The sequence below is a fragment of the Roseateles puraquae genome (assembly GCF_002205845.1).
Classification (GTDB): domain Bacteria; phylum Pseudomonadota; class Gammaproteobacteria; order Burkholderiales; family Burkholderiaceae_C; genus Pelomonas; species Pelomonas puraquae.
This window is the reverse complement of the sequence record NZ_NISI01000010.1, coordinates 95,240-118,401: the sequence shown is the minus strand read 5'-3', so window position 1 is coordinate 118,401 and position 23,162 is coordinate 95,240. Positions and strand designations below refer to the sequence as shown.

21 protein-coding genes, 2 pseudogenes and 1 riboswitch are annotated in these 23,162 nt (G+C 64.8%); of the genes and pseudogenes, 10 read left to right on the top strand and 13 right to left on the bottom strand.

Going from position 1 to position 23,162, the window contains the following annotated elements; genetic code table 11:
* Window positions 1-392: 392 nt before the first annotated feature.
* A pseudogene (locus CDO81_RS20750) lies at window positions 393-587 on the top strand (magnesium chelatase domain-containing protein); the annotation flags it as partial.
* A 432-nt stretch (window positions 588-1,019) separates the two neighbouring features.
* Window positions 1,020-2,879 (top strand): hypothetical protein, encoded by a 1,860-nt coding sequence (locus CDO81_RS20745; RefSeq protein ID WP_144397335.1) that lies wholly within the window; start codon window positions 1,020-1,022, stop codon window positions 2,877-2,879.
* Window positions 2,880-2,936: 57 nt separating this feature from the next.
* Here CDO81_RS20745 and CDO81_RS20740 read toward each other — a convergent pair whose 3' ends face one another.
* Both CDO81_RS20740 and CDO81_RS20735 read right to left on the bottom strand, forming a co-directional pair.
* Window positions 2,937-3,185 (bottom strand): hypothetical protein, encoded by a 249-nt coding sequence (locus CDO81_RS20740; protein ID WP_088485147.1) that lies wholly within the window; start codon window positions 3,183-3,185, stop codon window positions 2,937-2,939.
* Window positions 3,186-3,344: 159 nt separating this feature from the next.
* The gene (locus tag CDO81_RS20735) at window positions 3,345-4,295 is read right to left on the bottom strand and encodes a poly-gamma-glutamate hydrolase family protein (protein WP_144397334.1); all 951 of its coding nucleotides are present in this window, start codon (window positions 4,293-4,295) and stop codon (window positions 3,345-3,347) included.
* On the opposite strand from CDO81_RS20735, the gene CDO81_RS20730 reads away from it, so the two are divergent.
* The gene (locus CDO81_RS20730; RefSeq protein WP_088485145.1) at window positions 4,276-6,870 is read left to right on the top strand and encodes a DEAD/DEAH box helicase; all 2,595 of its coding nucleotides are present in this window, start codon (window positions 4,276-4,278) and stop codon (window positions 6,868-6,870) included. The genes CDO81_RS20735 and CDO81_RS20730 overlap by 20 nt on opposite strands.
* Before the next feature lie 89 nt (window positions 6,871-6,959).
* On the opposite strand, the gene CDO81_RS20725 is transcribed toward CDO81_RS20730, so the two are convergent.
* Window positions 6,960-7,415: a hypothetical protein gene (locus CDO81_RS20725; protein WP_144397333.1), complete on the bottom strand. Its 456-nt coding sequence runs from the start codon at window positions 7,413-7,415 to the stop codon at window positions 6,960-6,962.
* Between the two features lie 232 nt (window positions 7,416-7,647).
* Between CDO81_RS20725 and CDO81_RS20720 the strand changes: the two genes are divergently transcribed.
* From CDO81_RS20720 to CDO81_RS20710, 3 genes are read left to right on the top strand one after another with little or no spacing between them, the layout of a single operon-like run.
* A complete protein-coding gene (locus CDO81_RS20720) occupies window positions 7,648-8,559 on the top strand; it encodes a phosphoribosyltransferase-like protein (protein WP_088485143.1) in 912 nt (303 codons plus the stop codon).
* Window positions 8,560-8,569: 10 nt separating this feature from the next.
* Entirely contained in the window at window positions 8,570-10,564 is a 1,995-nt protein-coding gene (locus CDO81_RS20715; protein ID WP_088485142.1) for an ORC-CDC6 family AAA ATPase, read from the top strand.
* A 10-nt stretch (window positions 10,565-10,574) separates the two neighbouring features.
* A complete protein-coding gene (locus CDO81_RS20710) occupies window positions 10,575-11,489 on the top strand; it encodes a hypothetical protein (protein ID WP_088485141.1) in 915 nt (304 codons plus the stop codon).
* Window positions 11,490-11,497: 8 nt separating this feature from the next.
* On the opposite strand, the gene CDO81_RS20705 is transcribed toward CDO81_RS20710, so the two are convergent.
* Window positions 11,498-12,661 (bottom strand): hypothetical protein, encoded by a 1,164-nt coding sequence (locus tag CDO81_RS20705; RefSeq protein ID WP_088485140.1) that lies wholly within the window; start codon window positions 12,659-12,661, stop codon window positions 11,498-11,500.
* 73 nt (window positions 12,662-12,734) lie between these two features.
* Here CDO81_RS20705 and CDO81_RS20700 point away from each other — a divergent pair, with 73 nt between their 5' ends.
* A complete protein-coding gene (locus CDO81_RS20700; RefSeq protein WP_144397332.1) occupies window positions 12,735-13,700 on the top strand; it encodes a site-specific integrase in 966 nt (321 codons plus the stop codon).
* Between the two features lie 139 nt (window positions 13,701-13,839).
* Window positions 13,840-14,352 (top strand): thermonuclease family protein, encoded by a 513-nt coding sequence (locus CDO81_RS20695; RefSeq protein WP_088485138.1) that lies wholly within the window; start codon window positions 13,840-13,842, stop codon window positions 14,350-14,352.
* 93 nt (window positions 14,353-14,445) lie between these two features.
* Here the strand turns inward: CDO81_RS20695 and CDO81_RS20690 are convergent, their stop codons facing one another.
* The 6 genes from CDO81_RS20690 to CDO81_RS28215 all read right to left on the bottom strand — a co-directional run bounded on the left by CDO81_RS20690 (window position 14,446) and on the right by CDO81_RS28215 (window position 19,814).
* A complete protein-coding gene (locus CDO81_RS20690; protein WP_088485137.1) occupies window positions 14,446-15,393 on the bottom strand; it encodes a cation diffusion facilitator family transporter in 948 nt (315 codons plus the stop codon).
* Between the two features lie 40 nt (window positions 15,394-15,433).
* Window positions 15,434-16,150 (bottom strand): MgtC/SapB family protein, encoded by a 717-nt coding sequence (locus tag CDO81_RS20685; RefSeq protein WP_088485136.1) that lies wholly within the window; start codon window positions 16,148-16,150, stop codon window positions 15,434-15,436.
* 3 nt (window positions 16,151-16,153) lie between these two features.
* Window positions 16,154-17,554, bottom strand: coding sequence for a carbohydrate porin (locus tag CDO81_RS20680; RefSeq protein WP_088485135.1), 1,401 nt, complete (start codon window positions 17,552-17,554; stop codon window positions 16,154-16,156).
* 83 nt (window positions 17,555-17,637) lie between these two features.
* On the bottom strand, window positions 17,638-19,311 hold the full coding sequence (locus CDO81_RS20675) for an Nramp family divalent metal transporter (protein WP_088485134.1): 1,674 nt from the start codon (window positions 19,309-19,311) through the stop codon (window positions 17,638-17,640).
* A gap of 22 nt (window positions 19,312-19,333) precedes the next feature.
* Window positions 19,334-19,471, bottom strand: a complete 138-nt coding sequence (locus CDO81_RS28220) for a hypothetical protein (RefSeq protein WP_158218368.1) — start codon at window positions 19,469-19,471, stop codon at window positions 19,334-19,336.
* 172 nt (window positions 19,472-19,643) lie between these two features.
* Window positions 19,644-19,814: a hypothetical protein gene (locus CDO81_RS28215; RefSeq protein ID WP_158218367.1), complete on the bottom strand. Its 171-nt coding sequence runs from the start codon at window positions 19,812-19,814 to the stop codon at window positions 19,644-19,646.
* Between the two features lie 313 nt (window positions 19,815-20,127).
* Here CDO81_RS28215 and CDO81_RS20670 point away from each other — a divergent pair, with 313 nt between their 5' ends.
* Window positions 20,128-20,397, top strand: coding sequence for a metal-sensing transcriptional repressor (locus CDO81_RS20670; protein WP_088485133.1), 270 nt, complete (start codon window positions 20,128-20,130; stop codon window positions 20,395-20,397).
* A gap of 65 nt (window positions 20,398-20,462) precedes the next feature.
* Here CDO81_RS20670 and CDO81_RS20665 read toward each other — a convergent pair.
* A pseudogene (locus CDO81_RS20665) lies at window positions 20,463-21,040 on the bottom strand (TMEM165/GDT1 family protein).
* A 4-nt stretch (window positions 21,041-21,044) separates the two neighbouring features.
* Window positions 21,045-21,215: riboswitch (yybP-ykoY riboswitch) on the bottom strand.
* Between the two features lie 58 nt (window positions 21,216-21,273).
* A complete protein-coding gene (locus CDO81_RS20660) occupies window positions 21,274-21,555 on the bottom strand; it encodes a metal/formaldehyde-sensitive transcriptional repressor (protein ID WP_088485132.1) in 282 nt (93 codons plus the stop codon).
* 85 nt (window positions 21,556-21,640) lie between these two features.
* Here CDO81_RS20660 and CDO81_RS20655 point away from each other — a divergent pair, with 85 nt between their 5' ends.
* Window positions 21,641-22,741, top strand: coding sequence for a nickel/cobalt efflux protein RcnA (locus tag CDO81_RS20655; protein WP_088485131.1), 1,101 nt, complete (start codon window positions 21,641-21,643; stop codon window positions 22,739-22,741).
* 185 nt (window positions 22,742-22,926) lie between these two features.
* Here CDO81_RS20655 and CDO81_RS20650 read toward each other — a convergent pair whose 3' ends face one another.
* Window positions 22,927-23,151 (bottom strand): hypothetical protein, encoded by a 225-nt coding sequence (locus CDO81_RS20650; protein ID WP_088485130.1) that lies wholly within the window; start codon window positions 23,149-23,151, stop codon window positions 22,927-22,929.
* Window positions 23,152-23,162 lie beyond the last annotated feature (11 nt).

Sequence of the window (23,162 nt, the reverse complement as noted above, 5' to 3'; positions counted from 1 at the left end):
CCTATTGGTGAGAAGTATTCACCATTCGAGCGAATCAATTTCACCGGCGGTGAAACTCCTTCCCCATCGGTGACAACCGCAGGGTTCGGCGTTGTCACATCTTGTAACGGGCGGGCCTTGGGCGTCCGGCACCCTCGGCGCCCCTCCGCCTGCACCTCCAGCGCGCTCTGGCTTTTGGTACACGGCAGGCCCCACTCGCTGCGCCGCCCAGTACCCGTGCGGGCGCGACAAAAGCACCCCTGCAGGCCTGGATAACCGGCTGATCCAGATGGGCCTGGAGGTGTGGAAGCCGCCGTGAGGCGGCGCCGGAGGCGAGGCGTAAGCAACCCCGATGCACTGCGCCCCGACTCCGGCCCTGGTTGGAATGTGGAAAACCCGGCGTGAGCCGGGCCATTAGTGGGCGACGAATCGACCCGTGCGCATGGCAGGGCACATATTGCTTGACCTTTACCGTGGTGGGCCTGGCCGACACCGAGGTCAAGGAAGCCCGCGAGCGGGTGCGGGCCGCCCTGCAGAACAGCGGCCTCTCGTTTCCTGCCAACAAGCGCATCACCGTGAACCTCGCCCCGGCCGACCTGCCCAAGGAAGGTTGACAACAGGTTCGCTATTTGCGAAGTTGTCAGTTAAACGCTAGATGGGAACAATATTTGCGAGGAAACGATCCAATAATTGTTGGTAATTCTCGATAATCGCGCGCCGCCGGACAGGTCAACGAGCGTTCAGTTGCGACCTTCAGGTCAAGTTGCGACTTAGACCTGTGGAGGCTCACCGATCCCATCGGCTCGATGGCGTGCTTCTTTTGACGATGCCGTTGGGCCAAGCCGGCTGTCAGCGTCGGCGTTAGGGGTCAGGTCTTGTCGCGCGATGATCCGCCGCCTTGCCATTCCTCCGGCTCGTTGCGTCACCGCCACTTCTGAGCGAGTCAGCATGCGGCCCGGGCGCATCCGTGATTTTGTTGGCCGGATCGTCGAATCGTGCGTGAGAGAGTTGGCACGCACTGGAGCGCCTGCTGTCGGCGCATGCATTACCGGACCTTGGCAAGAACGCACCGACTCCCGCTTCATCTTCCTTCCGGCCGCTGGCTGGTCCTGTGGTTTGGCAAGCTCGCGGAAATGGCCGAAGCGGCGTCTGTACTGGGCATCCATACCTACTTCCTGCTGACGGACGTGCCTCGAGCGGAGCAGCGCGTAGAACGGCGTCTGGTTTCGCTGGCGCACATGCACCTGCTTCACCTCGGGGCACACATGGATGGAGACAGCGGGTTGATCAGGCCGGCCACTGCATCAGACAAGCTGGTGCGGCAAACCGTGACCCTCGATCTCAGTCCAGGGAACACGTCGAGGATCGACCGGGCGGCCCTGAACCTCTCTCGGTTCACTGCGACGCTGGCGCAGACGCCCGAGTACAACTCGCAGCTCATCCGGGTCAAGGCGACGGCCGGCATGCCTGAGGTTCTGATCCCGTCCGCGACCCTGTTCCTGTTTTTCTGGGGCATCTCCACGACGCTGATCAACGCTGTCACCTCGGATCACCTGCACAACCCCGAGATGCACCTCTACAACCCGGCAAACAGCGACCTGCACGCAGATCCCGTCCGGATCGAGGTGCGGCGCCAGTGGACCGATGACGAGGCCCTTTATCTGGCGGCGCTGCTCAAAGAGCCCGACGCCATCGACATCGGACAGCAGATCTTCAAGGCCATCACCGCGTCCCGGATGCACCAGCCCCGGGCGCCGATCCCTTTTGACGTCTGGCCGCCTTTCGCCAGACCTTTGCAGGTGAGCGGGCTTTTCCGGCAGGTCGGCGACTACCTGTTGTTGACTCACATCCTCTCGGTCGACCTCGCACAGGACTGGAGCGCCCTGGAAATCTACCGTGAGGGTGGACGCCGCATCAGGACGGTCACGCAGTACGACGACACGGACGAGCCGCCGCCGGAACCGCCGCCCCCGAACGGCGGCAGCGGCATCGCTCCGACCGGCGATGTCGAGGTAAAAGAAACACCCGGGGGGTGGAGCCCCGGGGCCGCGGAGATTCCGGCCGTCGCGGCGCTCAAGGCACGCTTCCCGAATCTGCTGGACGTCGAGGTTCGAAAGCCCATCGACGGCGATCCGGTGGAGCAGAAGAAGCGGACCAGGCGCCGCATTTCCCGAGGCCCCTGGACTGCCATCAAGGGGCGGCCACTTCCCCGTGGCGGAGCCATCAAAGGCAAGATCGTGGGCGACGAGACGCTCGATCCCGGGGCGGACGCTTCGGGGACGGAGGAAGTGGAGACACCCTTTGACGACCAGCTGCTGAAATTCCGCGACCTCCTCCTTCACTCACCGAAGAAGATCGTCATCGATGGCGACGTCGAAGTGAGCCTCGACTTCTGGGACCCGTACTCCGGCGTGGCCGGCGCCGACAAACCCGTCGTCTTCAAGCTGCCAGCGAAAGTGGACGGAGAGCTTCGCACTTGGCTTTACCGCGACCCGGACTGTCGGCGCACCAAGCATGGCATCTGTGTCAGGCTGAGCGCCGTCGATTCCAGTGGCAGGCCTCACATCCGCTATCTCGTGGATCTTGAGAGGCGGGTGCCATTGCCGCGGAACGGAGCGTCGGACCCCCAACCGATCAGTACGGGGCTCATGGTCATCTGGTTCGATGAGCCGCAGACGTCGATCGACGCCTGCATCAACCTACAGATCGTGCTTGCCGATGCGGCGCGCATGCGCAGCACCGCTCGCCTTATCCGTCCGATGCGGGGCGCCCATGTCGCCACCGTCCGCCATCGCGATGCTGCGTTGGCCCAAACCTTGGCGAGCGCTCTCGCCGCGCCGGACCAGTGCCTGACTCCGTCGTCTCGCGCCGCAGTGCCTGGCATCACGGCCAAGGCATAGCGGACCGGCCGGCCCGGTAGACCGGGCCCTCAAGCCCGGGCGTAGGCAGGCTCCTGATCAGCTGGGACTACGGCCCACCGCACGAGCACTGCACAGTTCGGACCAAAGAGCCTCACTCACGTCCTCGGCATCTGCAAGTCCGATCCGAGCGGCGTTGGCCAGCAGCATGTCCTTGGTGACCGGCTCAGCCTCGGGTGGGCCGTGCAGCACATAGGCGCCCGAAGACGTCACGAGCGCGCGCCGGCCGGCATCCACGAAAGCCACTGCCGAGGTATTGCGGACCGCGCCGCCTTCGCGCATCAGCATCAGGTGCAGGTCGCTGGATGCCGTCCTCACGGCACGCCACGACAAAACGTGGACGCTGCCTTCCACCCCCACCACAGGCGGATCGCGCTCGTTCAGGAACGCGAAGAATTCCGCCGAGTCGCTCTATGTCATGCAGATCCTTTTCGTTGAAGTACTGCGTCAAGAGGCGCGCTGCAGGACACTGCGGACCGCTCGAATGAGGAGCTCGCGCCGTGGTGACCGACGCAGCGCCAAGGTCAGCTCGAACTGCACACCGGCCCCGGTGCGGCCCCGATTGCAGATGTTGTTTGCATCCATCGCGTCCAGGCCGTCAGGGGCATCCTCGCAGACTAGGCCGGCTTCCCTCAACGAGTCGCCGATCGCTCGGCGCAGCTCCGCATCCCGGCCTCCTAGCAATACGCGCTCGCCTTCATGCCCACAGCCATGGATGGCGACCACGTGGTCGCAGCCGCTCAAGAGCTCGAGGCAGCTCGCCTCGTCGAAACGATGGCTCGACAGATGCAACGCCGCGAAGTTCCCCGCCTTGAGCAGCCCTTCGAAGAGGTAGTAGCTGAAGTCCTGGCCGGCGATCTGCCGGGCGATGTCCGAGGTGTACGCCTCGATGCCACCGCCATGCGGTGCGATGACCGCCGTCATGCTTGCGGGCCGGTGTTCCAGGACGATGCGGTAGTCCTTGTCGACTTCGTAGACGGCGGACAGGTCCGCGAACGAGCCGAAGTCCTTCGCCAGCCGGGTAGCCATGCCGGTGCCGGTCCGAGGCGGTTCGGTACTGAAGACAGGGGGCGTCATTCGAGAGTAGGCGATCGATGACCTTGCCTCAGGTCTACTGTAGTGGCACCAACGCAGCTCCATGTGCTGCTCATTCTTCGAAGACCCTTCTTCGTCCCCGGCACCGAGCCGGCCGCCAACGGTGCTGGCGGCTTCGGCCGAGATCTCTTTCACCACCGCTCCGGCGGTATTTCTCACCTCACCAAGCAGGCGTCCGGGCGGTCGTTTGGTCTTCTGCGCGTGGCAAAGTTCCCTGCCGCCGCGCCGCGGAGGCAGCCCGACAGCCGCATCGGCAGAGATCCGGCCAACCCGATCCGAAAACATGGCCTTCAAGAAGCCCACGACACACGCCGCCGTACCGGAGAGTCCCGACCGGCTCTTTCGCGACCTTCCTCGGCGCAAACATGCCAGCCTGTATGACCATCAAGGGCAGGTCTTGCGCAACTACGTCGCTCAGGCGTTGAACGCCTCGGATGTCGCGCTCCAACTGCCCACGGGCAGTGGCAAGACGCTGGTCGGGTTGCTGTTGGCTGAGTGGCGCAGGCGCAAGTTCCAGGAGCGAGTGGTCTACCTCTGCCCCACGCGGCAGTTGGTCAACCAGGTGGCGGAGGAAGGCCTCGCGAAGTACGGGCTGACGGTTCAGGCCTTCACGGGCAAGGTCAAGAACTACACGCCTGAGGCGAAGACGGCCTACCAGGACGGCGAGCGAGTGGCCATCACAACGTACAGCAGCCTGTTCAACGTCAACCCCTTCTTCGAAGATCCTGACATCATCATCGTGGACGACGCCCACGCGGCGGAGAACTACATCGCCAGTCAATGGACCCTGCGGATTTCTCGCTTCGAAGAAGAGGATGAGACGCTGTTCAATGCGGTGGCCAGCGTGCTCAAGACCTGTCTGACAGCCTCTGACTATGGGCGCCTGACGGGGACTTGGCGAAGCGTCGACGATGCGACGTGGGTTGACAAGATCCCGACCGACAAGCTGCTGGAGATCAGCGACGAGCTGCGTACCGCGATCGCGGAAAACATCGCCGAAGCTGACCAGCGCTTCGCCTGGCGGATGCTCGGCAGCCACATCCACGCATGCCAGCTCTACGTCTCCTCATCGGAGATCCTGCTCAGGCCGTTGATTCCTCCGACGTGGTCCCATGCCCCTTTCGCCAACGCGAAGCAGCGGATCTTCATGTCGGCAACGCTTGGCGCCGGCGGCGACCTCGAGCGGCTGACCGGCCGGCCCAAGATCAAACGGCTTCCAATCCCTGAGGGGTGGGAGCGTCAAGGCATCGGTCGGCGGTTCTTCATCTTCCCGGAGAAATCGCTGGAGGAATCCGAGGTGCTCAACCTGCGCCACGAGATGATGCGCCGGGCCGGGCGCAGCTTGGTGCTCACGCCCAGCCAGGTTGACGCCGATGAAATCGCAGCCGACGTCACGAAGAGCCTAAAGTTTCCGGTGATCACGGCCGCCGAGCTCGAAGCTGGCAAGACCGCGTTCACCACGGCCAAGCAAGCGGTGGCCGTGGTCGCGAACCGCTATGACGGCATCGACTTCCCCGACGATGACTGTCGGCTCCTCTTCGTTGAGGGTCTGCCGCGAGCCACGAACCTGCAAGAGCGGTTCCTCATGAACCGCATGGGGGCGGCCCTGCTGTTCAACGAGCGGGTCCAGACACGCGTCATGCAGGCGATCGGCCGATGCACACGCGGACTCAACGACTATTCCGCCGTCGTCGTGACGGGGGAGGATCTGCCGACCTACCTTACCGATCGGAAGCGCCGCAGCTTCTTCCATCCCGAGCTTCAGGCGGAGCTGGAGTTCGGGGTCGACCAGTCGACCGGGGTCAAGACCCAGGACATCCTCGACAACTTCGACATCTTCCTGCGGCACGACGAGGTCTGGGAAGATGCCAACCAGAGCATCCTGGAAGCTCGCGAGGGCGCCACACAGGCGTCCTTCCCGGCCATGACCCAGCTGGCGAGCATCGTTGGCGATGAGATCGCCTGGCAGACGGCGGTGTGGAACCAGGACTACGTCAAGGCCTACGAAGCAGCGCGCGAGGTGCTCGGCGCCCTGACCGACAGCGGCCTGCGGGGCTACCGGGCCCTTTGGCACTACCTCGCCGGGGCTTCGGCCGACATGGCGGCAGCCGACGGCGAACAGGGCTTCGAAGCGCACGCTCGCGCCCAGTACCGCAAGGCGAAGGAAGCCGCCATGGGCATTCCGTGGCTGATCAACCTGGCACGGGCGAACACCCCTGCAACGGCAGCGACGGACCAAGCCAACACCACGCTGATGCTGCAGGTCGAGCAGTTGGAGGCTCAGCTGGTCAAGCTGGGCACGGTCCACAACAGGCTCTTCACGGCGCGGGAGAAAGACATCCGCGACGGCCTCAAGACCGGCGAAGGCTTCGAGCAGGCGCAAGTGCTGCTCGGTGAGCATCTGGGTTTCTCAGCCGGAAAGCGCGAGAGCGATGCTTCCCCGGATCCTTGGTGGATCGTTGGAAACCTTGCGTTGGTGTTCGAGGATCATGCGAACGCCAAAGGCGATGCCTCCGTCATCGATGCCACCAAAGCCCGGCAGGCGGCATCTCACCCCGACTGGATGCGTGAGCACGTCCCGTCCGCCGTCGGGGCATCGATCCATCCGGTCCTCGTGACGCCGGCCAAGCATGCCAAAGACGGCGCCATGCCGCACCTCGGCAGGGTGGCCTACTGGGAGCTCCAGGACTTCCGCGAGTGGGCCGAGAACGCCCTGGTGACGATCCGGGAGCTTCGCCGGACCTTCCAGGAGCCCGGTGATCTTGTCTGGAGGGCACAGGCCGCTGAAGCACTTGCCGCTGCTCGGCTGGATGCGCCCGGCCTGTTCGCTTGGCTCGCCGGTCGGCCGGCACGCGACCATCTGCACAAGGTCGACTAGACGCCAGCATGTCGCGCGGCGGTGTGGTGGCAACCTGTGCCGCGCCTTGGCGCAGCTCGTGAAGGCCGGCGCATGCGCGCCGGCCAGCTTCAGGCTTCCTCGATCGCGAGCGCCAACACCCGCTGAGACTGGCCCTGCTCAAGGGCCTGCCTGGGTGTCAGCCCGCCCAGGCCGCCAAGCGGGGTCTCCAAGAAGCTCAGCAGCATCCACGAATCGCGGGAATTCAGCGCCTTCGAGAGTTGCGGCAGCGCCTCCCAGATTGCAGGCTCGAATTGCCACCGAGGCAGGCGGCGTGTGCTTCGGGACACCGACACCGCGATGGCGCGTCCATCGTCGATCCAGGTCCTGACGGTCGCCATCGTCACGTCGGCTGCTTGAGCGGCGGCCATGGGGGTCACCATGTCATCTGCCCGCAGCCGCTCCGCCAGCTTGGCGGAACCTCGGGCCAACAACCGACGAGTCTCGGCGGCAGAGACATACCTCGGCTTGGGCCCTCGGTAGCGGGTTTCCGAAGCGACGCGTGGAATCTTGGTCAACGTCGACATGACGCTGATGGTACCGAGCGGAGCGTTGCGGCGGCCGGCATTGGTGGACGGTCGACGCCGGTCCCCGTCGCATCTCATAAGGCTGGCCGCTGACTTGAGATGCCGTAGGCCACTTCCGACGACATCGACTACGTCCGGTACAGCCACCTGGAAACTTTCCCGGGTGCGACTGCCGCTCTCGTAGCCCCTGGCCGTGTGACACTCCGCGCACATCCGAAGCAGGGAGCAAAGAGTGGCGTTCAACGTCCCCGAGGATCGGCACGGATATTTCGGTGAGATCGACCACCGATTCCGGCTGCTGCTGCACAAAGGCATCATCACGGGCATCGACCAGATCCGGTTGAACGCCTGGCTGGCGAACTTCACGTCGCCGGAAGACAAGTACCTGGCGGCGCACATCCTTGCGGGCCTAACCTACCGGTCCGATGCCATGGTGCGCAGCTCCTTCCAGCACCTGGTTCACTGCGAGCTGCCCCGGGTGCTTCGAGCGGCTGCCGGGCTGGTCTACCCCGACCTGAACGAGTTCGACAGGGTGCTTCAGGAAGGCGACGAGTCCTGCCCGCTGCGCTTCGTCGCGGTAGACGGTACCTTCGAGGAAACGCCCGGCAAGAGCGGCGCCGTCGTCATCCGGCAGTTCAGGCGCCACTTGGGCGTGTCCAAGAAACTGCTTTGCCGACCAGAGAACATCGACGAGCTGCCCGACACCGTCAAGGCGCTGGTCTTCGTCGACGACATGGTGGGCACCGGCCGGCAGTTCGTGACCTTCGCCGAGCACTACAGGCTGGCCAGCCACGTAGGGAAGCGGGCGCTGATCTACTGCCCTCTGATGGCCTTCGACGAGGGCACGAAGAAGATCGCCAAGGCGCTGGACTGGCTCGAAATCCACCCGGTCGAAACGCTGAGCGCCGGGCACCGGTTCTTCAGGCCGGCCGAAGCCGACGCCACCCTCTGGGGGGCGGATTCGGTCAACCTCGTCGCGGATGTCCGCTCGCATGTCGCGGACCTGTGCAAGCGCAACGGCCTTCCGGTCAAGACCCGCCATTCGCTCGACCTGGTCGTGGCCTTCGAGCACGCCGTCCCCAACAACTCCATGCCGCTGCTGTCGATCAAGACCGCCCGCTGGCAGCCCCTGTTCGATCGCTGAGGAGAGCATCGTGTCCATCCTTGCAGAGGCCTTCCTCAAGAACCGTGCCGAGCAGCTACCGGCTGACGTCTCCGACCAGTTCATCGTCCCGCCATTCTTCGGCCGCATCAGCATCTTCGCCGACACCAAATCCGTTCGAATCCTCGGTGGCCGTGGCTGCGGGAAGACGATGTTCATCCGGCACTTCTGCCATAGCACGACCTTCAGCCCACGCAAGCGCAACATCGACGACGAGGTGCTGAAAAGCGTCGGCCTGTACCTCCGGCCGGATACGGGGTTCTGCTCGCTGATGACGCCGGCCTGGCTGGGCGAGGAAGAGGCGCGGCTGGCTTTCTCCCACTATGTGGCGTTGCAGTTGCTGTCAGAGGCGCATCAGGCCGTGGAGAACATCGCGCGGGCAGACCTCTCGGCCGGTCCGCTCGACGCGCGGGACCTCAAGCTCAGCCCGGCGCTGTCCCTCCAGTTCTCCCGGGAAGTGTCAGTAGTCGGCCAGCTCGGCGCCTTCGTGGAAGAGAAGCTGGCCGAACTAGAGCTGTGGGTGCGCAACCCAAAGCGCTGCACCGCGCCAATCTTCCTGTCCTTCGCGAGCGTTCTGCCGCGATTGGCAGAGGACATGGCCAAGAAACTGCCGAGGCTGGCGGACTTGTCATTCCGCGCCTTCATCGATGAGTTCGAAAACCTGGGCGAGCAACAGCGGATGATCGTCTGCGATGCCATCAAGCACCCCAGCTTGCGCCTGGCCGTCCACATCGCGCACAAACGCGATGCCGTCACCGACTTCAAGACCAGCAGCGACGAGCGCATCGTGGAGCTGCACGACCTGCGCAAGATCGACCTTGAGCAGGAGCTGTCCGAAGAGGGCGAGTTCCAGTTGCTCGCCGCTGAACTGTTCCTGCTGCGCCTGCATCTGCAGGGCGTGAACTTCGACTGCCGCGAGTTCGACCCCGAGCGACTGCACGACCAGTCACACCTAACTTACCGCCTGTCCGAGCGATACCGCAACGCCGTCGTCGGTCGTGTCCGTGAGCTGCTGCCCAGCCTCACGTCGACAGAAATCGCCAAGCACGTCATGGAAGACGAACCGCTCAAGCGGCGACTCACGGAAATGATCGACAAGGGTCTTGGCAAGCATGGTCTGCGCGGGACGGTCACCGCCGCCTCGCTGGTCGATCCGGCCAAGGCGCGCGCCAGCGTGGTGATGGGCGCGCTAATGAACCGGTCCGGCGATCCGGCGCCCATCATCAAGGCGTTTCGGGCCCTCAAGTCGGACAAGGCGGACAAGGCGGGGGACGACCCGTTCTACAAGTCGGGGGGCTGGGTCGACAACAACCTCTATGGGTGCCTCTTCCATCTGTACGCCGGCCTGCCGCAACGGGCAAACCTGCTGTACGCCGGCTTCTACCGCTTCTGCGAACTGGCCCGTCCCAGCCTGCGCTATTTTCAGGAGCTGTGCCATGTCACCTTGCTGCTGGCCTTCCAGCGCTCCGAACGCCAGGACATCGAGCCCGTCAGCCATGAGTTCCAGGCGCTTGCGGCGAGCCAGGTCTCCGATGCGATGTTCGAGGACGTGCCCCAGCTCGGCCTGCACGGCGAGAAGCTGCGGGAGATGGTGCGCCGCCTGGGAGCCCTGTTCGAGGCGTTCAACCGCCGCCCCGCCCAGAGCGAGCCGGAGATCAACCACTTCTCCATCGACCAGTCGGACAAGGCCGGCCTGTCGGATGCCGCCATCCAGCTCCTGAAGGAAGCCCGGACCTGGTCGGTGCTGTACGAAGAGCCGGACACCAAGAGCAAGTCAGACCACGACATCGCCCAGTCGGACTGGGTGCTGAACCGCATCTTCGCGCCTCACTTCAGCATCAGCTACCGCAAGCGACGCAAGGTCACCCTCAAGGCCAGCCAGGTCAACGCGATCCTGTGCCATTCCTCCCTGGTCTTCGAGTCCCTGCTCAAGGAGATCGTCACGCCGGAACAGGAGTCGCCTGGCACCACCGGGCAACTCTTCTGAGGGCCGGCCGATGAAATTCATCCGTCAAGACGTCGTCGACCCGGCGGCCCTGCCGGCAGGCCAGGGGCAATTCGATATTGCCTTCTATGGTCGAGAGGACCTGGACGACCGCAGCAAGTTTTCCGCACCACTGTCACGCAGCCTGGCCCGCCGATCTGCCTTGGTGCAGTACGACCCGCTGCGCTTTGAACTGAAGGTGGATGGCATCTCGTTCCGCGGGGACGACCTCCAGGACGTAGTGCGCCACTTCCCGGCCACCAGCATCGTCATCGATGCGACGACGATGGAGTTTCCCGAGATCGCGCTCATCCTGCGTGCCTACCGCAGGTTGTCGTTCCAGCCGGCGCGCTGCGTGTTCATCTACACCGAGCCGGCTGAGTACGTTCGTCGACCGGCCGGCGAGTCGCCGGCGCCCGGCTCAGCCTTCGATCTCAGTCTGGGCTTTCGCGCCAAGAACGCGATTCCCGCCTTCACCCCTTTGCTGTCCGGCGGCAACAAGGCGCACCTCGTGGCGTTCCTGGGATTCGAAGGAGCCCGGCTGCTGCGCGTCCTCAACGATGACGACGGTCACTTCTACACCGACGTGACGGTCGTCTTCGGGACGCCGCCGTACCAGGCGACCTGGGACATGGATGCACTGATGGCCAACACGCGCTTGATCGACCAGTTCAGCCCCAGCGTCCGGTTCAGCGGTGCGAACAATCCGCGTGGTGCCTACTTGCTCTTGCAGGAGGTGGACCGTGGCCTCGACGGCAGCCCCTGCAATCGGCTCGCGGTGGCGCCGTTCGGTACCAAGCCGACAGCCATCGGCGCCGCGCTCTATTGCGTGGAGATGGACCGCATGCGCGTGGTCTATGACCATCCGGAACGCAAGGCGGGACGGACTCGGGGCGTGCACCGCACGCACTGGTTCGAAGTGGAGTAGGGCCAGCGTCAGCCCGGCACGGGCATCGTCATCAGCGCGGCAACGGTCAGATGCTTCGCGCACGAACCGTGGGCGGCGCTGCGGCGCCAGGCCTTGCCCTCGTCGCCCCCCATCCAGTCAAAGACGCTGGCCCGCGCCCGCGAGGGGACCACGACGCGGTAGACCGCCTCCGTGATGGGCCGACTGCCCTTTGCGACATAAGCGGCCCGGTCGATGCACCTGGTGCCCACGCGGGGAACCAGGATGTTGCCGGCTTCAGCGGTCTGGAAACCCGCCAGCGGCTCCCCACCGAAGGCGACGCCGCCGTTGGCAGCGGGGAAGTCGCTGGTATGGAAATGCGGAATGCCCAGTGCCTCGAACTGGTTCCGAGTGCGGCTCCCCCGCACCACGCGCGCGCCGAGCTGCTCGAGCGTCGTGAAGCCAGGGCGGCGGGCCAGCGCCTGCGAGAAGTCCTGGAACTCGTGATGCGCGAGATCCATGCGGTGAACCGCATCAGCTGCGCTCACGGTGCGCGAGCACGCCAGCGCGAACTCCGGGCCTTCCAAGCGGCCGAGCGTCACGCGGGCGCCGCGGGTCCTGCCGAACCGGGCCACCAGCAGGAAGGACTGCACTTCGGCGCGGTAGTCGAAGGTGAGTACGGGAAGCTCGTGACATTCGATTTCGGAGGCGCTTTCGATGAGCGTCTTGCGAAACGTAGCCAAGGACGGATCCTGGACGATGGGGGCCGCGACGATGAAGGCAATTTCGCCGGGACGCTCCAGGCGTGACAGCGACTCGAGAAGGAAGTACAGGTCCAGTCTCGCCCAGTCCTTGATCTGCACGACCTGCGGATAGAGCTCCTTCAGCCGCGCCTGCGTGGCCTGGGACACCTCGCCAATGCCAAAGGGCGGATTGCCCATGGCCACACGGAACCGGCGTTCACCCAGGGCGGCTTTGAGCGCGTCGGGTTGCAGTACGTCGGCCATGTGCAGCTCGACCGCGGGATGTGCCCGGGCCACGCACTGTGATGCAAGCTTGCGGTCCAGTTCGACGCCGACGTAGTGGTCGGGGCCGCCAACGGCCAGGCTGGCCTCGAGCAGGCGGCCCGAACCGACCCCAAGCTCCAACCACTCTCCGCCGCTCAGGCGAATGCTGCCCGCCACCCGCGCGGCCAGATTGGGCGGCGTGAGCACCTGACCCCGGCGCACTTTGCTTGATCGCACAACCCTGTATCGCATAACCAAAATTATGCACATAATTTTGGTTATGGCAAACAGCACAAAAGTCCGGTCGCTGACGGACGCTGAAATTGAGTGGCTCGACACGCTCACCTTGTCTGAGGCGGCCAGGACCGCCTACAAGGGGGAGGTCGGTCGACTGTCAGCCTTCTGTGCAACCAGAGGCGTGTCGACGATCCGCCGGCTGAAAGCCGACCACTGGACCGCCTACCTTTCCTGCCTGATGGAGGACCGGACGTTCTTCAAGCCCAAGGCTAAACCGCTGAAGCCACGAAGCGCCTTGCAGGCCGCCCGCATCACGCGATCGTTCTTGTCGTTCTGCGCGCGCCGGCACTGGATCGACTGGGACCCCGCCGAACATGATCTCGTGAGCCAGATCGCTGACGCTGCTGAGCTGCCGGCATTCACGCTCGAGGATCTGCCGGAGCGAGTGCGCCTCGTCCTGACAGGCGAGTTGGTGGCAGGGGACATGCGCGAGGCTCGCCAGAACCTTGCGCTGGGTCTCGGGTTCTGGGGTGCCCTCGTACCCCGGGAGATTGCCCTGCTCACGGTAGGCAACCTGCACCTCCCATCGAAGCGTCGGTCGTGCGAGCTGCACTGCAGTTGGCGACCATTGCCGCTGATGCTGCCGACCACCCTCAGCGGCATCTGGCGCCGCTATCGCGACTTCCGGGAAGAGCGGGGGCAAGACCTGAACCCTAAGTCGCCATTGGTTGCGAGCCTCAGGGACGGCGCCGCGCTGCACCCCTGGTCCGTTTGGGCACTGATGCGGTCAGGGGACGAGAGCGAGGTGGGCGACGCCAGCCTGTCGAACACGCGGCTCCTCAGGAGGGTCTACATGCAGACGACCACCCAGGACGCAACACGCGACGTTGACGTGGTCCGCGGCCAGGCCGGCATGCCGCCCCACGGTCCGGGCGTTCCTGCGGAGCCGGCACGCAGAAGGATCCTCAACCAACTGCACGATGCCACCATCGTGCGGCTTGCCGCATGAGCAGGAGATGCCTCTTGAGAGGCTCGCCAACTTAGTGCTTGGGACTTCCAAAAAAAAGCGGCCCGCAGGCGGGCCGATGAACATCCGATGCGGATGCCCGCTCAGGGAGGATGAAGCGGGGGCCGGCGGATCCGACCGAATGAGATTGTTACTGAAACCTGGTGTGCGCAGCCTGGCAATACTCGCCCTGCTGGCAATCATTCACGCAGCCGCATCGGGCGACACGCTGCAAGGCCGGGTCGTCGGCATCACCGACGGGGACACTCTGACCGTGTTGGCGGCGGGGCATCCCTTCAAGGTGCGCTTGGCCGGCATTGATGCCCCGGAGCGGCGCCAGCGCTTCGGTCACGCGGCACGGCAAGCGCTGGCTGCCGCCACATTCGACAAATCGGTCGTCGTCCTCTTCCACAAGCGCGACCGATACGGCCGGCTGGTCGGCAAGGTCCTGGTCGACGGGAAGGACTCCAGCTTGGCGCTCCTGGAAGCAGGGCTGGCGTGGCACTACCTCGCCTTCGCGCGCGAACAGGAGCCCCGCGACAGGGAGGCCTATGCCTATGCCGAACAGCACGCGCGTCGTGACCGTCGAGGTCTGTGGGCACAGCCAACGCCGCAGCCGCCCTGGCAGTTCCGGCTCGCACGGCGAGGGCGTTGACGAGGCGGCGTATCGGCGGACGACGGCGATGGCCGATGTACCGGCGGTTTTCGCAGGCAATCGCTTTGCCCAGAAGATTCCAATGCACCTGGCTTACGGAACGGCCTCAGTCGTCTCGTGGTCTCTATCCGGCCGACGCCAAGGATCAACATGGGTCATTAGGTTCAGGACCCGATGGCGCTGCATTACGCGTCGCCGTGCTTCAACGGCGATCTCATGTCCCGCCTCCACGCTCAGGGTGGCGTCGACCTCGATATGCGCGTCCGCCACGACCATGTCGCCCATCTTGCGCGTGCGGATGTCATGCACGCCCTGAATGCCGGGCGTGTCCGCCAGCGTCCGACGGATGGCTTCGACTTCCTCTTCGTCCGCCGCTCGGTCCATCAGGTCGTGCAGCGCGTCCCAGCCGAACTCCCAGCCCATCTTCGACACCATGAAGCCGACGATGGCCGCCGCGATGGGATCCAGGATCGGATAGCCCGCCAGGTTGCCGATGATGCCGATGCCAACGACCAGTGAGGACGCGGCGTCCGACCTCGCATGCCAGGCGTTGGCCACGAGCATGCTGGACTTGATCCGCTTCGCGACGGCCAGCATGTAGCGGAACAGCAGTTCCTTGGCGGTCAGCGCGCCGAGGGCCACCCACAGCGCCGCCATGTGAACCTGCGCGATGGTCTCGGGCTGTTCCAGCTTCGTGATCGATGACCACAGCATGCCCACGCCGACACCGAGCAGCAGCAGGCCCAGTACCAGGGAGGCCGCCGTCTCGTAGCGGTGGTGGCCATAGGGGTGATCCTGGTCCGCATCCTTCTGGCTGTGGCGGTTGGCCAGCAGCACCACGAAGTCGGCGACGAGGTCCGACAGCGAATGCACCCCATCGGCCACTAGACCTTGGGACTTGGTCAGCAGGCCTGCCGTGATTTGCACGGAGGTCAGCAGCAAGTTGACCGCCACGCTGACCCAAGTGCTCCGGGATGCGGCCGCCGCGCGCTCGGCGGGGCTGTGCTCGCTGTCTTCGGTGTCTTCAGGGGTGGGGGGCATCGGATTCACGTCAAAGGTCTCCCGTTGAGGTTGACTCGCATCATTCTTCGGCGCTCGCATTCCAGAACGCCTGCACGACACCCGGCACGGCCTCGAGGCGCGCCATGACCTCGTCGAGTTGCTCCGGTACGACCGCGGTGGCGTAAAGCGTGGCCTCGATCTCGGCATCGTTTTGTCCGAAGGGATGCTGATCCACCGACCGGACGGGATAGCTCGCTTCCTCCAGCAGCTCGATCAGGCGTTCGTGCACCTCGGCCTGGCAGCTGCGCTCGCAGACGACGTAGACCGCATAGGTGGCCTCGCTGGCTTCTTCCTGGACCGGGCGGCGGTTGATGCGGTTCACCACTGGGCGCAGCAGCGTATTGCTGGCGAGCACGAAGAGCGCAGCCACGACGGCTTCGCCGAGCAGGTCAGCCCCCGCGCAGGCGCCGACGGCGGCCGAGCCCCACAGCGTCGCCGCTGTGTTCAGGCCGATGACATTGGCGCCTTCCTTCATGATGGCGCCGGCGCCCAGGAAGCCAACGCCGGAGACGACATAGGCCACCACATGCACGGCGGCGTCATTGCCCCCGAGCCGCTGCGCCATGTCCACAAAGACGGCCGAGGCCACAGCCACCAGCGCATTGGTGCGCAGCCCCGCCGTGCGCTGGCGCCATTGGCGCTCCAGGCCGATGAGCCCACCCAAGGCAAAGGCGGCACTCACGCTGAACAAAGTGTCCAGCAACGACCCGAGATTCAGGTTGTGCAGGGCTTGCATCGATCAGTACTCCGCATGCAGACGCAATGCAAAGACCGAGACCGGCCCGCGGTCCGCGTTGTAGGCCGGGTTGCGCACATGCTGGTAGTCGCCGGTCACGGACAGCCAGCGGCCCAGCGGGACCTTGTAGTAGGCCTCCAGGATCCGCTCGTTCGCATAGTGCGCAAGCATGCCGTCCCCGACCAGGATGCCCACTCCACCAGCCGCGAAGAACTGCCGGGCCGGGCTCGACAAGCCGTTTGACGCCAGGGCCACGCCCAGCGTGTGCTCCGGTTGCTGCCAAAGACCGCCCTTGACCTGCAGGCCTGCCGCGATCGAGCGGTTGATGTCGGTGAAGTCATAGGCCTCGGTGCGACCATCGTTCCAGCTGTAGCGAACGAAGGCGCCGATGCCCTGGGCCACCTCCTGCTCGGCGTTGAACGCCAGGCCATGTTTGCGCTGGAACCTGCGCAGCGGCGCCAGGTCCGTGGGCATCTGCCCGGTGGCCTGGGCCTGGTCCAGCACGTCGGCATAGCCCGCCATGCGTGCCTCGGTGGCGAAGCCCAGCAGGCGCACGGCGCCCGGGCGCCCCATCCAGCTGTAGCGGCGCTCGGCCTCGATCAGCCACTGGCGCTGACCGAACTTCCCGTCCAATGTTTCGCCGTTCGGCACCTTGGACATGGCATAGAAGCCGGCTCGCAGCGACCAGTCGCCCCGCACCCATTCGGCGGTTGCGCCCGAGCTGAAGCCCCAGGAATCGGCGGCGTAGTCGAATGCGCCCCCGTCGATGATCGACCAGTTCAGGAAGTCCGCCCGCGGATCATGGGCGTAGCTGTTGCTGTCGAACAGGTCGACGACCGAAATCTTGCCCAGCGTCAGCGTGAGCCGCTCATCTGGGCGGCTGCCTGCCAATTGGTTGGCACCGGACTCGACCTCGCTGGCCGCGGTGCCTAGTGGGATGGTCTGGCGCAGGAATGCGCGGTGCAGGCGGCCGTAGGCGCTGTCGTGGCCGACCTTGTAGGCATCGCCGCTGGTGAAGCCCGCAACGCCCAGGGTGCCGGTCAAGCCGTAGCCTTGGTCGAGCTCTGGGTTGATATAGAACTCGCCGCCTTTCCAGAGCCGCAGGCCGAGGAAGAGCGTTGCGTCCACCGTCTCCTTGGCACTTTCGTGCGGCAGCAAGCTGTTGGGGCCTACGTAGGGCGAGTTGAAGGCGCCGTGCCGCTGGGTGGTGTTGGTCGCCTGCACATGCCAGTTCCAGTCTTCCTGGCTTGCGCCATCTGTGGCCAGGGCCGCTGGGGCGCGCGTTGCCTCCTGAGTCTGCGCCTGAGCCTGCATCGTCAAGCCACCGCCGACAAGCGCGGCGACCAGCCAAGCAAGAGCGCCGGACCGGCGCGACGTCATATTGGACAGAAGTTTGATCATCATTTCTTCATTTCAAATATTTGTGTGGCGAAGCACGGCGGGATTGGGAGCCCCCGCCGGACGCGAATCACCGATGAATGCGTGGGTCAGGCCTGGGCAAAGGCCAGTTGCAGGACGCGCACGGCAACCATCGCGACCGCCAGCACCAGATACAAGCGCAGCACACCCATCCAGAGCCGCGTCGATGACGTGAGCTGGGCCGGCTCCAGCAGATGCAAGGGCGGCATGCGCCACTGCTCCATCTGCCGTGGGTTGAACTCCCGCCCATGGTGCTGCGACCGAGGCCTGACCGCCGCGCGATAGGCTCGCATCGCCAAGGTCGCCAAGCCGATCAGCGTGGCCAGCACGCCCCCGCCGACCAGGATCGCGACGATCTGGTTCTCGCCGATGTCGGGGAAGATCACTGCGGCCGTCAGCACGGTCGACAGGATCACCAGCACCGCCACCACGGCCGAGGTGAAGGCGTTGGTCCAGCGGCCATTGACCCACGGGCCCAGCACCTGGCGGTCATTGCACAGCAGTAGCAGAAAGACCGATGCGCTGGGCAGCAGCACGCCGGCCAAGGTCTGCACCGCGTTGGTCAGCAGCCCGAGCGGGACGCCAGGCAGCAGCACCAGGGCCGCTGCCAGCACGATCAGCCCGCAGTAAACGAGATAGAAGCCCTTGGCCTCGCGGGGCTTGCGATGCAGGGAGTGGTTTACCGACAGCACGTCGCCCACCGCGTAGGCGGTGGACAGCGACACCGCCGCCGCGCCGATCACGCTGGCGTCGATCAACGCCAGCGCGAACAGCGTTCCGGCCCCATGGCCGTGGTACTGGGCCAGGCCACGGGCGACGCCCAGCGCGTCGGTGAATTGGCCGAATTCCGGCTTTCCGGCAAAGCAATGGGCCACGAGACTGATCAAGGCAACCGCCCCCAGCACCACCAGCACGATGCCCAGCCAAAGGTCGAGGCGTTCGTAGCGGATGAAGCGCGGCGTGATGCGCTTGTCGATCACATAGCTCTGCTGGAAAAACAACTGCCATGGCGCGATCGTCGTGCCGACGATGCCGATGATGAGCAACATCACGTCGCTGAGCTTGCCGTCCTTCGGCATCTGCACGGTGCTGAAGTCGTGCACCACCTGTCCCATCGGGGGATGCACCATGACGAACAGCGGCAACAACAAGAGGCTGCCCAGCACCAGGATCAGCGCGAAGCGTTCGAATCGACGGAAGTCGCCCGTGCTGGCCGCCATCATGACCAACACCGCGGCAATGCCAACTCCCGGGAGCCGGGGAATGCCCAGATAGTCCAGGCCGAGCGCGATGCCGATGAACTCGGTGACGATGGTCAACGCATTCAGCAGGAACAAGTCGATGACGCTGAAGGCGCCCCAGAACTTGCCGAAGCGCTCGAGGATCAGTCGCGCGTGGCCCACCCCGGTCACCGCGCCCAGGCGCAGCACCATCTCCTGGTTCACATAGAGCACCGGGATCAGCAGCGCGAGCGTCCAGAGCAAGGTGGTGCCGTAGTTCTGCCCCGCCTGTGCATAGGTCGAGAACGCTCCCGCGTCGTTGTCGCCGACCATCACGATGAGGCCCGGCCCCAGGATGGCCAGCAGCGTCTTGAGGCGCCGAAACAGGCCACGCTCGTGGCCGGCGTCACCAAGCTTGATGGTTCCGAGCGCACCTCGGATGTCGCCGACGTGCGCTGTATCCAGGGCTGCGCCGGCGTGCGGCGGCACAGGCGCGGCGTTGAGCAGGTTTGTGGAATTCATGGGAATCCTCCTCGCGGCGCATTCAGCGCTCTGCACCGGGGCCGGCGACGAGCAAGCCGAAAGCCTGATGCCGAGGGTGCTGGATTGCGGGGCGAAGAGCGCGCCGGAGCAGTCGGCCCATGAAGATGGCTGCTGCCAGCGAACGGAACTTGAGGGTCATCGGTATCTCCTGCGGCAGGTGCGGAGACACCGTCGTCGCGCTCAGGCGAGACCAGTCCTCCGCGGCGGTGCCGGGTTTTGAGTACAAGTGGAAAGTGCGGGGTGAGGTGGCGCGCAGTGGCGCCAACTAGGGTCGGGGTCCATGGCAGCTCCTGTCGTTGGGTGGAAGCGGTTCAGGCCGGCTGGCGCAAGGCGCAGCGCAGCCGCAGAGTGGGCCAGGCCGTGAGGCGGTCCAGAGCGGCCACGCGCTCGGCAAGGCTGGGATGGCGGGCCTGGCGATGGAGCTGCGTCGTGACCGGGCACGACGGCGTGCGCACGGGATCGGTGGGAATGGATTTGCGCATCACTGCTCTCCTGGACGTTGGAGGCGTGCTGCGGACGGTGAGCGACCATGGGATGCCCTGGCCAATAGGCCACGGTATCGCCATGGGGCGATTCGCGAACTGAAGAAGTAGAGGGCTACGGCCTGCGAGGCCAGCAGCCCGGAGCGGGCGTCAGATGGCCTGGCAGGCGGCGGCCATCACGGCACGCACGGAATCGCTGCAACAACTGGCACTGTCCACGCACTGGGCTCCGAAGTGGGAATGCCAAAATTGTTGCACTGCGAAATCACCCTTGTCAACGAAAATTCCTATCCCCCCGGATAGGATGCGAATCATGACGATTCACACTACTCATTCCGAGGTGCTGAAGCGCCTCAAGCGGGCCCAGGGGCATCTGAAGAGCATCGTCACCATGCTTGAGGAAGAGCGCAGCTGCCTCGACATCGCCCAGCAGCTGCAGGCCGTGGAGAGTGCGATCACCAATGCCAAGCGGGCACTGGTTCACGACCATATCGACCATTGCCTGGACAAGGCCGTGCACGAGGGCAAGCAAAGCGCCCGTGACGCCATCCAGGAATTCAAGGCCATCTCGAAGTACCTCTGAGGGTACTTCGGCATCGACGCCTGTCCAGAAACCGCGCTTGCACTCAAGGGCGCCTGGGGACCACTTCAGAAGCCAAAGCCTGATCCCGCACCCAGAAGCGTTGCAACGCCCAGCACGGCGAAGATCGCCGCAGCGATGGAGTGCACCAGCTTCATCGGAATTCTGTTGGCGAGCTTGTCGCCGATGAACACGGCCGGCACGTCGGCCAAGAGCATCCCCAGCGTGGTTCCGATGACCACCCAAACTGGGTTGGCATAGTGAGCCGCCAAGGCCACGGTGGCGATCTGCGTCTTGTCGCCCATCTCGGCGAGGAAGAAGGTAATCAACGTGGCCCCGAAGACGCCGAAGCGCTTCGCGACCTGCGTCTCTTCTTCCTCGATCTTGTCGGGAATCAGGTCCAGATGGCCATGCCGATGAACGAGGCACCCAGCACCCAGCGGAGGATCGCGGGAGAGACTGCTGAGGTGATCCAAGCGCCCAAGGCGCCGGCGACGCCGTGATTCACGATGGTGGCGCACAGGATGCCGGCGATGATGGGCCACGGCTTCTTGAAGCGAGCGGCCAGGATGAAGGCGAGGAGTTGGGTTTTGTCGCCAATCTCGGCGAGAGCGACGACACCAGTCGAGACGAGGAGTGCTTCCACAAACGTTCCACGGCCGGTCCCAAGACGAATGACCACGTCGCTTCCCCGGCCAGTGCGGAGGCGAAGTGGTCAAAGGTCTTGCCAGGTCGAGAAACTGCTGACGCCATGGCCTGCGGGCCAGGTGTTGACGTCAGCCTCTTCGGGCGAAGAGCGGCTACTCCCCAATGACGGTTGGATTATCGCTCGACGAGGGCGATCGCACGTGGTGCTTCGCCATCGCTATGCGATCAGGGCTACTTCAGGTAGGTGCGAAGCACAGAGACGACTTCTTCGATTTCTTCCTGACGCTGCTCGGGCGTGATGTGCTCTGCCGCCACATGGTCGCGCAGGTGGCCTTCCAGCACTTCGGCCATCAAACCGGCAACCGCGCCTCGGATGGCGGCGATCTGCTGCAGCACCTTGCCGCAGTCCAAGTCCTGCCCTGCCTCGATGAGGCGTTCGAGGCCGTCAGCCTGGCCTTTGATGCGGCGCACGCGTGCAAGAAGACTCTTTTGACCGGTGACTGTGTGGGACATGGGCTGACTTTATCAGGGTACTGGGGTAGAGTACGCAAAGGTACTGGGGTGGGGTACCAAACGAACTCATCAACAACCGTATTTCATGACCGACTTCGCATCCTTACTGCAGCAAGGCAACGCCTGGCTCTTCGTGCCCAGCGCCATCTTGCTCGGCGCTCTTCATGGCCTGGAGCCCGGTCATTCAAAGACGATGATGGCCGCCTTCATCGTGGCCATCCGCGGTACGCTCACGCAGGCCGTTCTGTTGGGGCTGTCGGCGACGCTGTCCCACACCGCCGTCGTCTGGCTGGTCGCGCTCGCCGGCCTCTACTTCGGCCGCAACTGGAACGCTGAGGCCACGGAGCCGTACTTCCAGGTCGCCTCCGCCGTGCTCATCGTCGGCGTTGCCGCCTGGATGCTGTGGCGTACTTGGCGCGATCAGCGCAGTCATGGGCACAGCCATGACCATGACCACCATCATGACCATGACGAGCTGAAGCGGGTCGATACGGGTCACGGTACGGTCCGGCTGGAAGTCTTTGAGACCGGCGTGCCGCCACGCTTTCGCCTGCACATCGAGAACGGCCACCGCTGGTCGGCGGGCGAGGTTGAGGTCACGACGACCCGTCCTGACGGTGCTCGTCAAACCTTCCGCTTCACAGAGGGCAAGGGCTATCTGGAGTCCGTCGACGAGATTCCCGAGCCGCATGAATTCGAAGCGCGGCTAAGCCTGGGAGACGAAGGCCATCGGCACGACTATGACCTGGCGTTCACCGAGCATGAACACGACCACCATCACGAAGGGCTGGAGGTAGGTGACCTGGAGTACCAGGACGCGCACGAGCGTGCCCACGCCAACGACATCAAGCGGCGCTTTGCGAACCGCGAGGTCACGACGACGCAGATCATCATCTTCGGTCTCACCGGCGGCCTCATTCCGTGCCCGGCCTCGATCACGGTCCTGTTGCTTTGTCTGCAGCTGAAGCAATTCACGCTCGGGGCCGCGCTGGTGCTGTGTTTCAGTGTCGGGCTGGCGCTGACGATGGTGGTCTCCGGTGCGATGGCTGCACTCAGCGTGAAGCACGTATCGAAGCGCTGGAGCGGGTTCGGGGAGTTCGCGCGCAAGGCACCTTACTTCTCTGGCGCGCTGATTCTCGTGGTCGGCCTGTACATTGGCTTTGAAGGCGCCCGCCATCTCGTGTGACCTGGGGGGAAAGAAGCCCTCACTGGCGCTTGCCGACCGGCTGCGCGAGGAAGTCTGACCGGCGAGGACGCCTGGGCCCGCGCATCGAGCCTGCTTAAGGGGCTGCTGTGGACTGCCACCCACGCACCGACAAGAAAGCGACCGAGCTTTGCCTGGCACGAGCGCTTCCGCTCCGAGCAAGACGTCTAGGAGTCGCTGGAAGCCTTCTTCTTCGTTCGAGCCTGCGACCTGGCCAGCGCGAGCGGCTTGGCACTACCTGCCATGAGCGTCGAACGGCTCTTGGGCTCCAGCGTCGCCAATGTCCGCACTACCTCGTGCGACAAGCCGCGGCCGAACACCCGCTCAGCCTTCTCGGCCAATTCGGCAGAGATCATGACGTGCTTGCCCTTCGCGACGCGGATGCGTTTCATGGGTGTTGTTC

Excerpts from the sequence above, each read along its gene's own strand:
- CDO81_RS28215 (WP_158218367.1), bottom strand. The coding sequence starts at position 19,814 with ATGCGCAAATCCATTCCCACCGATCCCGTGCGCACGCCGTCGTGCCCG.
- CDO81_RS20700 (WP_144397332.1), top strand. The coding sequence starts at position 12,735 with ATGGCAAACAGCACAAAAGTCCGGTCGCTGACGGACGCTGAAATTGAG.
- CDO81_RS20650 (WP_088485130.1), bottom strand. The coding sequence starts at position 23,151 with ATGAAACGCATCCGCGTCGCGAAGGGCAAGCACGTCATGATCTCTGCC.
- CDO81_RS20675 (WP_088485134.1), bottom strand. The coding sequence starts at position 19,311 with ATGAATTCCACAAACCTGCTCAACGCCGCGCCTGTGCCGCCGCACGCC.
- CDO81_RS20710 (WP_088485141.1), top strand. The coding sequence starts at position 10,575 with ATGAAATTCATCCGTCAAGACGTCGTCGACCCGGCGGCCCTGCCGGCA.
- CDO81_RS20685 (WP_088485136.1), bottom strand. The coding sequence starts at position 16,150 with ATGCAAGCCCTGCACAACCTGAATCTCGGGTCGTTGCTGGACACTTTG.
- CDO81_RS20725 (WP_144397333.1), bottom strand. The coding sequence starts at position 7,415 with ATGTCGACGTTGACCAAGATTCCACGCGTCGCTTCGGAAACCCGCTAC.
- CDO81_RS20670 (WP_088485133.1), top strand. The coding sequence starts at position 20,128 with ATGACGATTCACACTACTCATTCCGAGGTGCTGAAGCGCCTCAAGCGG.
- CDO81_RS20690 (WP_088485137.1), bottom strand. The coding sequence starts at position 15,393 with ATGCCCCCCACCCCTGAAGACACCGAAGACAGCGAGCACAGCCCCGCC.
- CDO81_RS20730 (WP_088485145.1), top strand. The coding sequence starts at position 4,276 with ATGGCCTTCAAGAAGCCCACGACACACGCCGCCGTACCGGAGAGTCCC.
- CDO81_RS20660 (WP_088485132.1), bottom strand. The coding sequence starts at position 21,555 with ATGTCCCACACAGTCACCGGTCAAAAGAGTCTTCTTGCACGCGTGCGC.
- CDO81_RS20740 (WP_088485147.1), bottom strand. The coding sequence starts at position 3,185 with ATGCTGATGCGCGAAGGCGGCGCGGTCCGCAATACCTCGGCAGTGGCT.
- CDO81_RS20655 (WP_088485131.1), top strand. The coding sequence starts at position 21,641 with ATGACCGACTTCGCATCCTTACTGCAGCAAGGCAACGCCTGGCTCTTC.
- CDO81_RS20680 (WP_088485135.1), bottom strand. The coding sequence starts at position 17,554 with ATGATGATCAAACTTCTGTCCAATATGACGTCGCGCCGGTCCGGCGCT.
- CDO81_RS28220 (WP_158218368.1), bottom strand. The coding sequence starts at position 19,471 with ATGACCCTCAAGTTCCGTTCGCTGGCAGCAGCCATCTTCATGGGCCGA.
- CDO81_RS20745 (WP_144397335.1), top strand. The coding sequence starts at position 1,020 with ATGCATTACCGGACCTTGGCAAGAACGCACCGACTCCCGCTTCATCTT.
- CDO81_RS20695 (WP_088485138.1), top strand. The coding sequence starts at position 13,840 with ATGAGATTGTTACTGAAACCTGGTGTGCGCAGCCTGGCAATACTCGCC.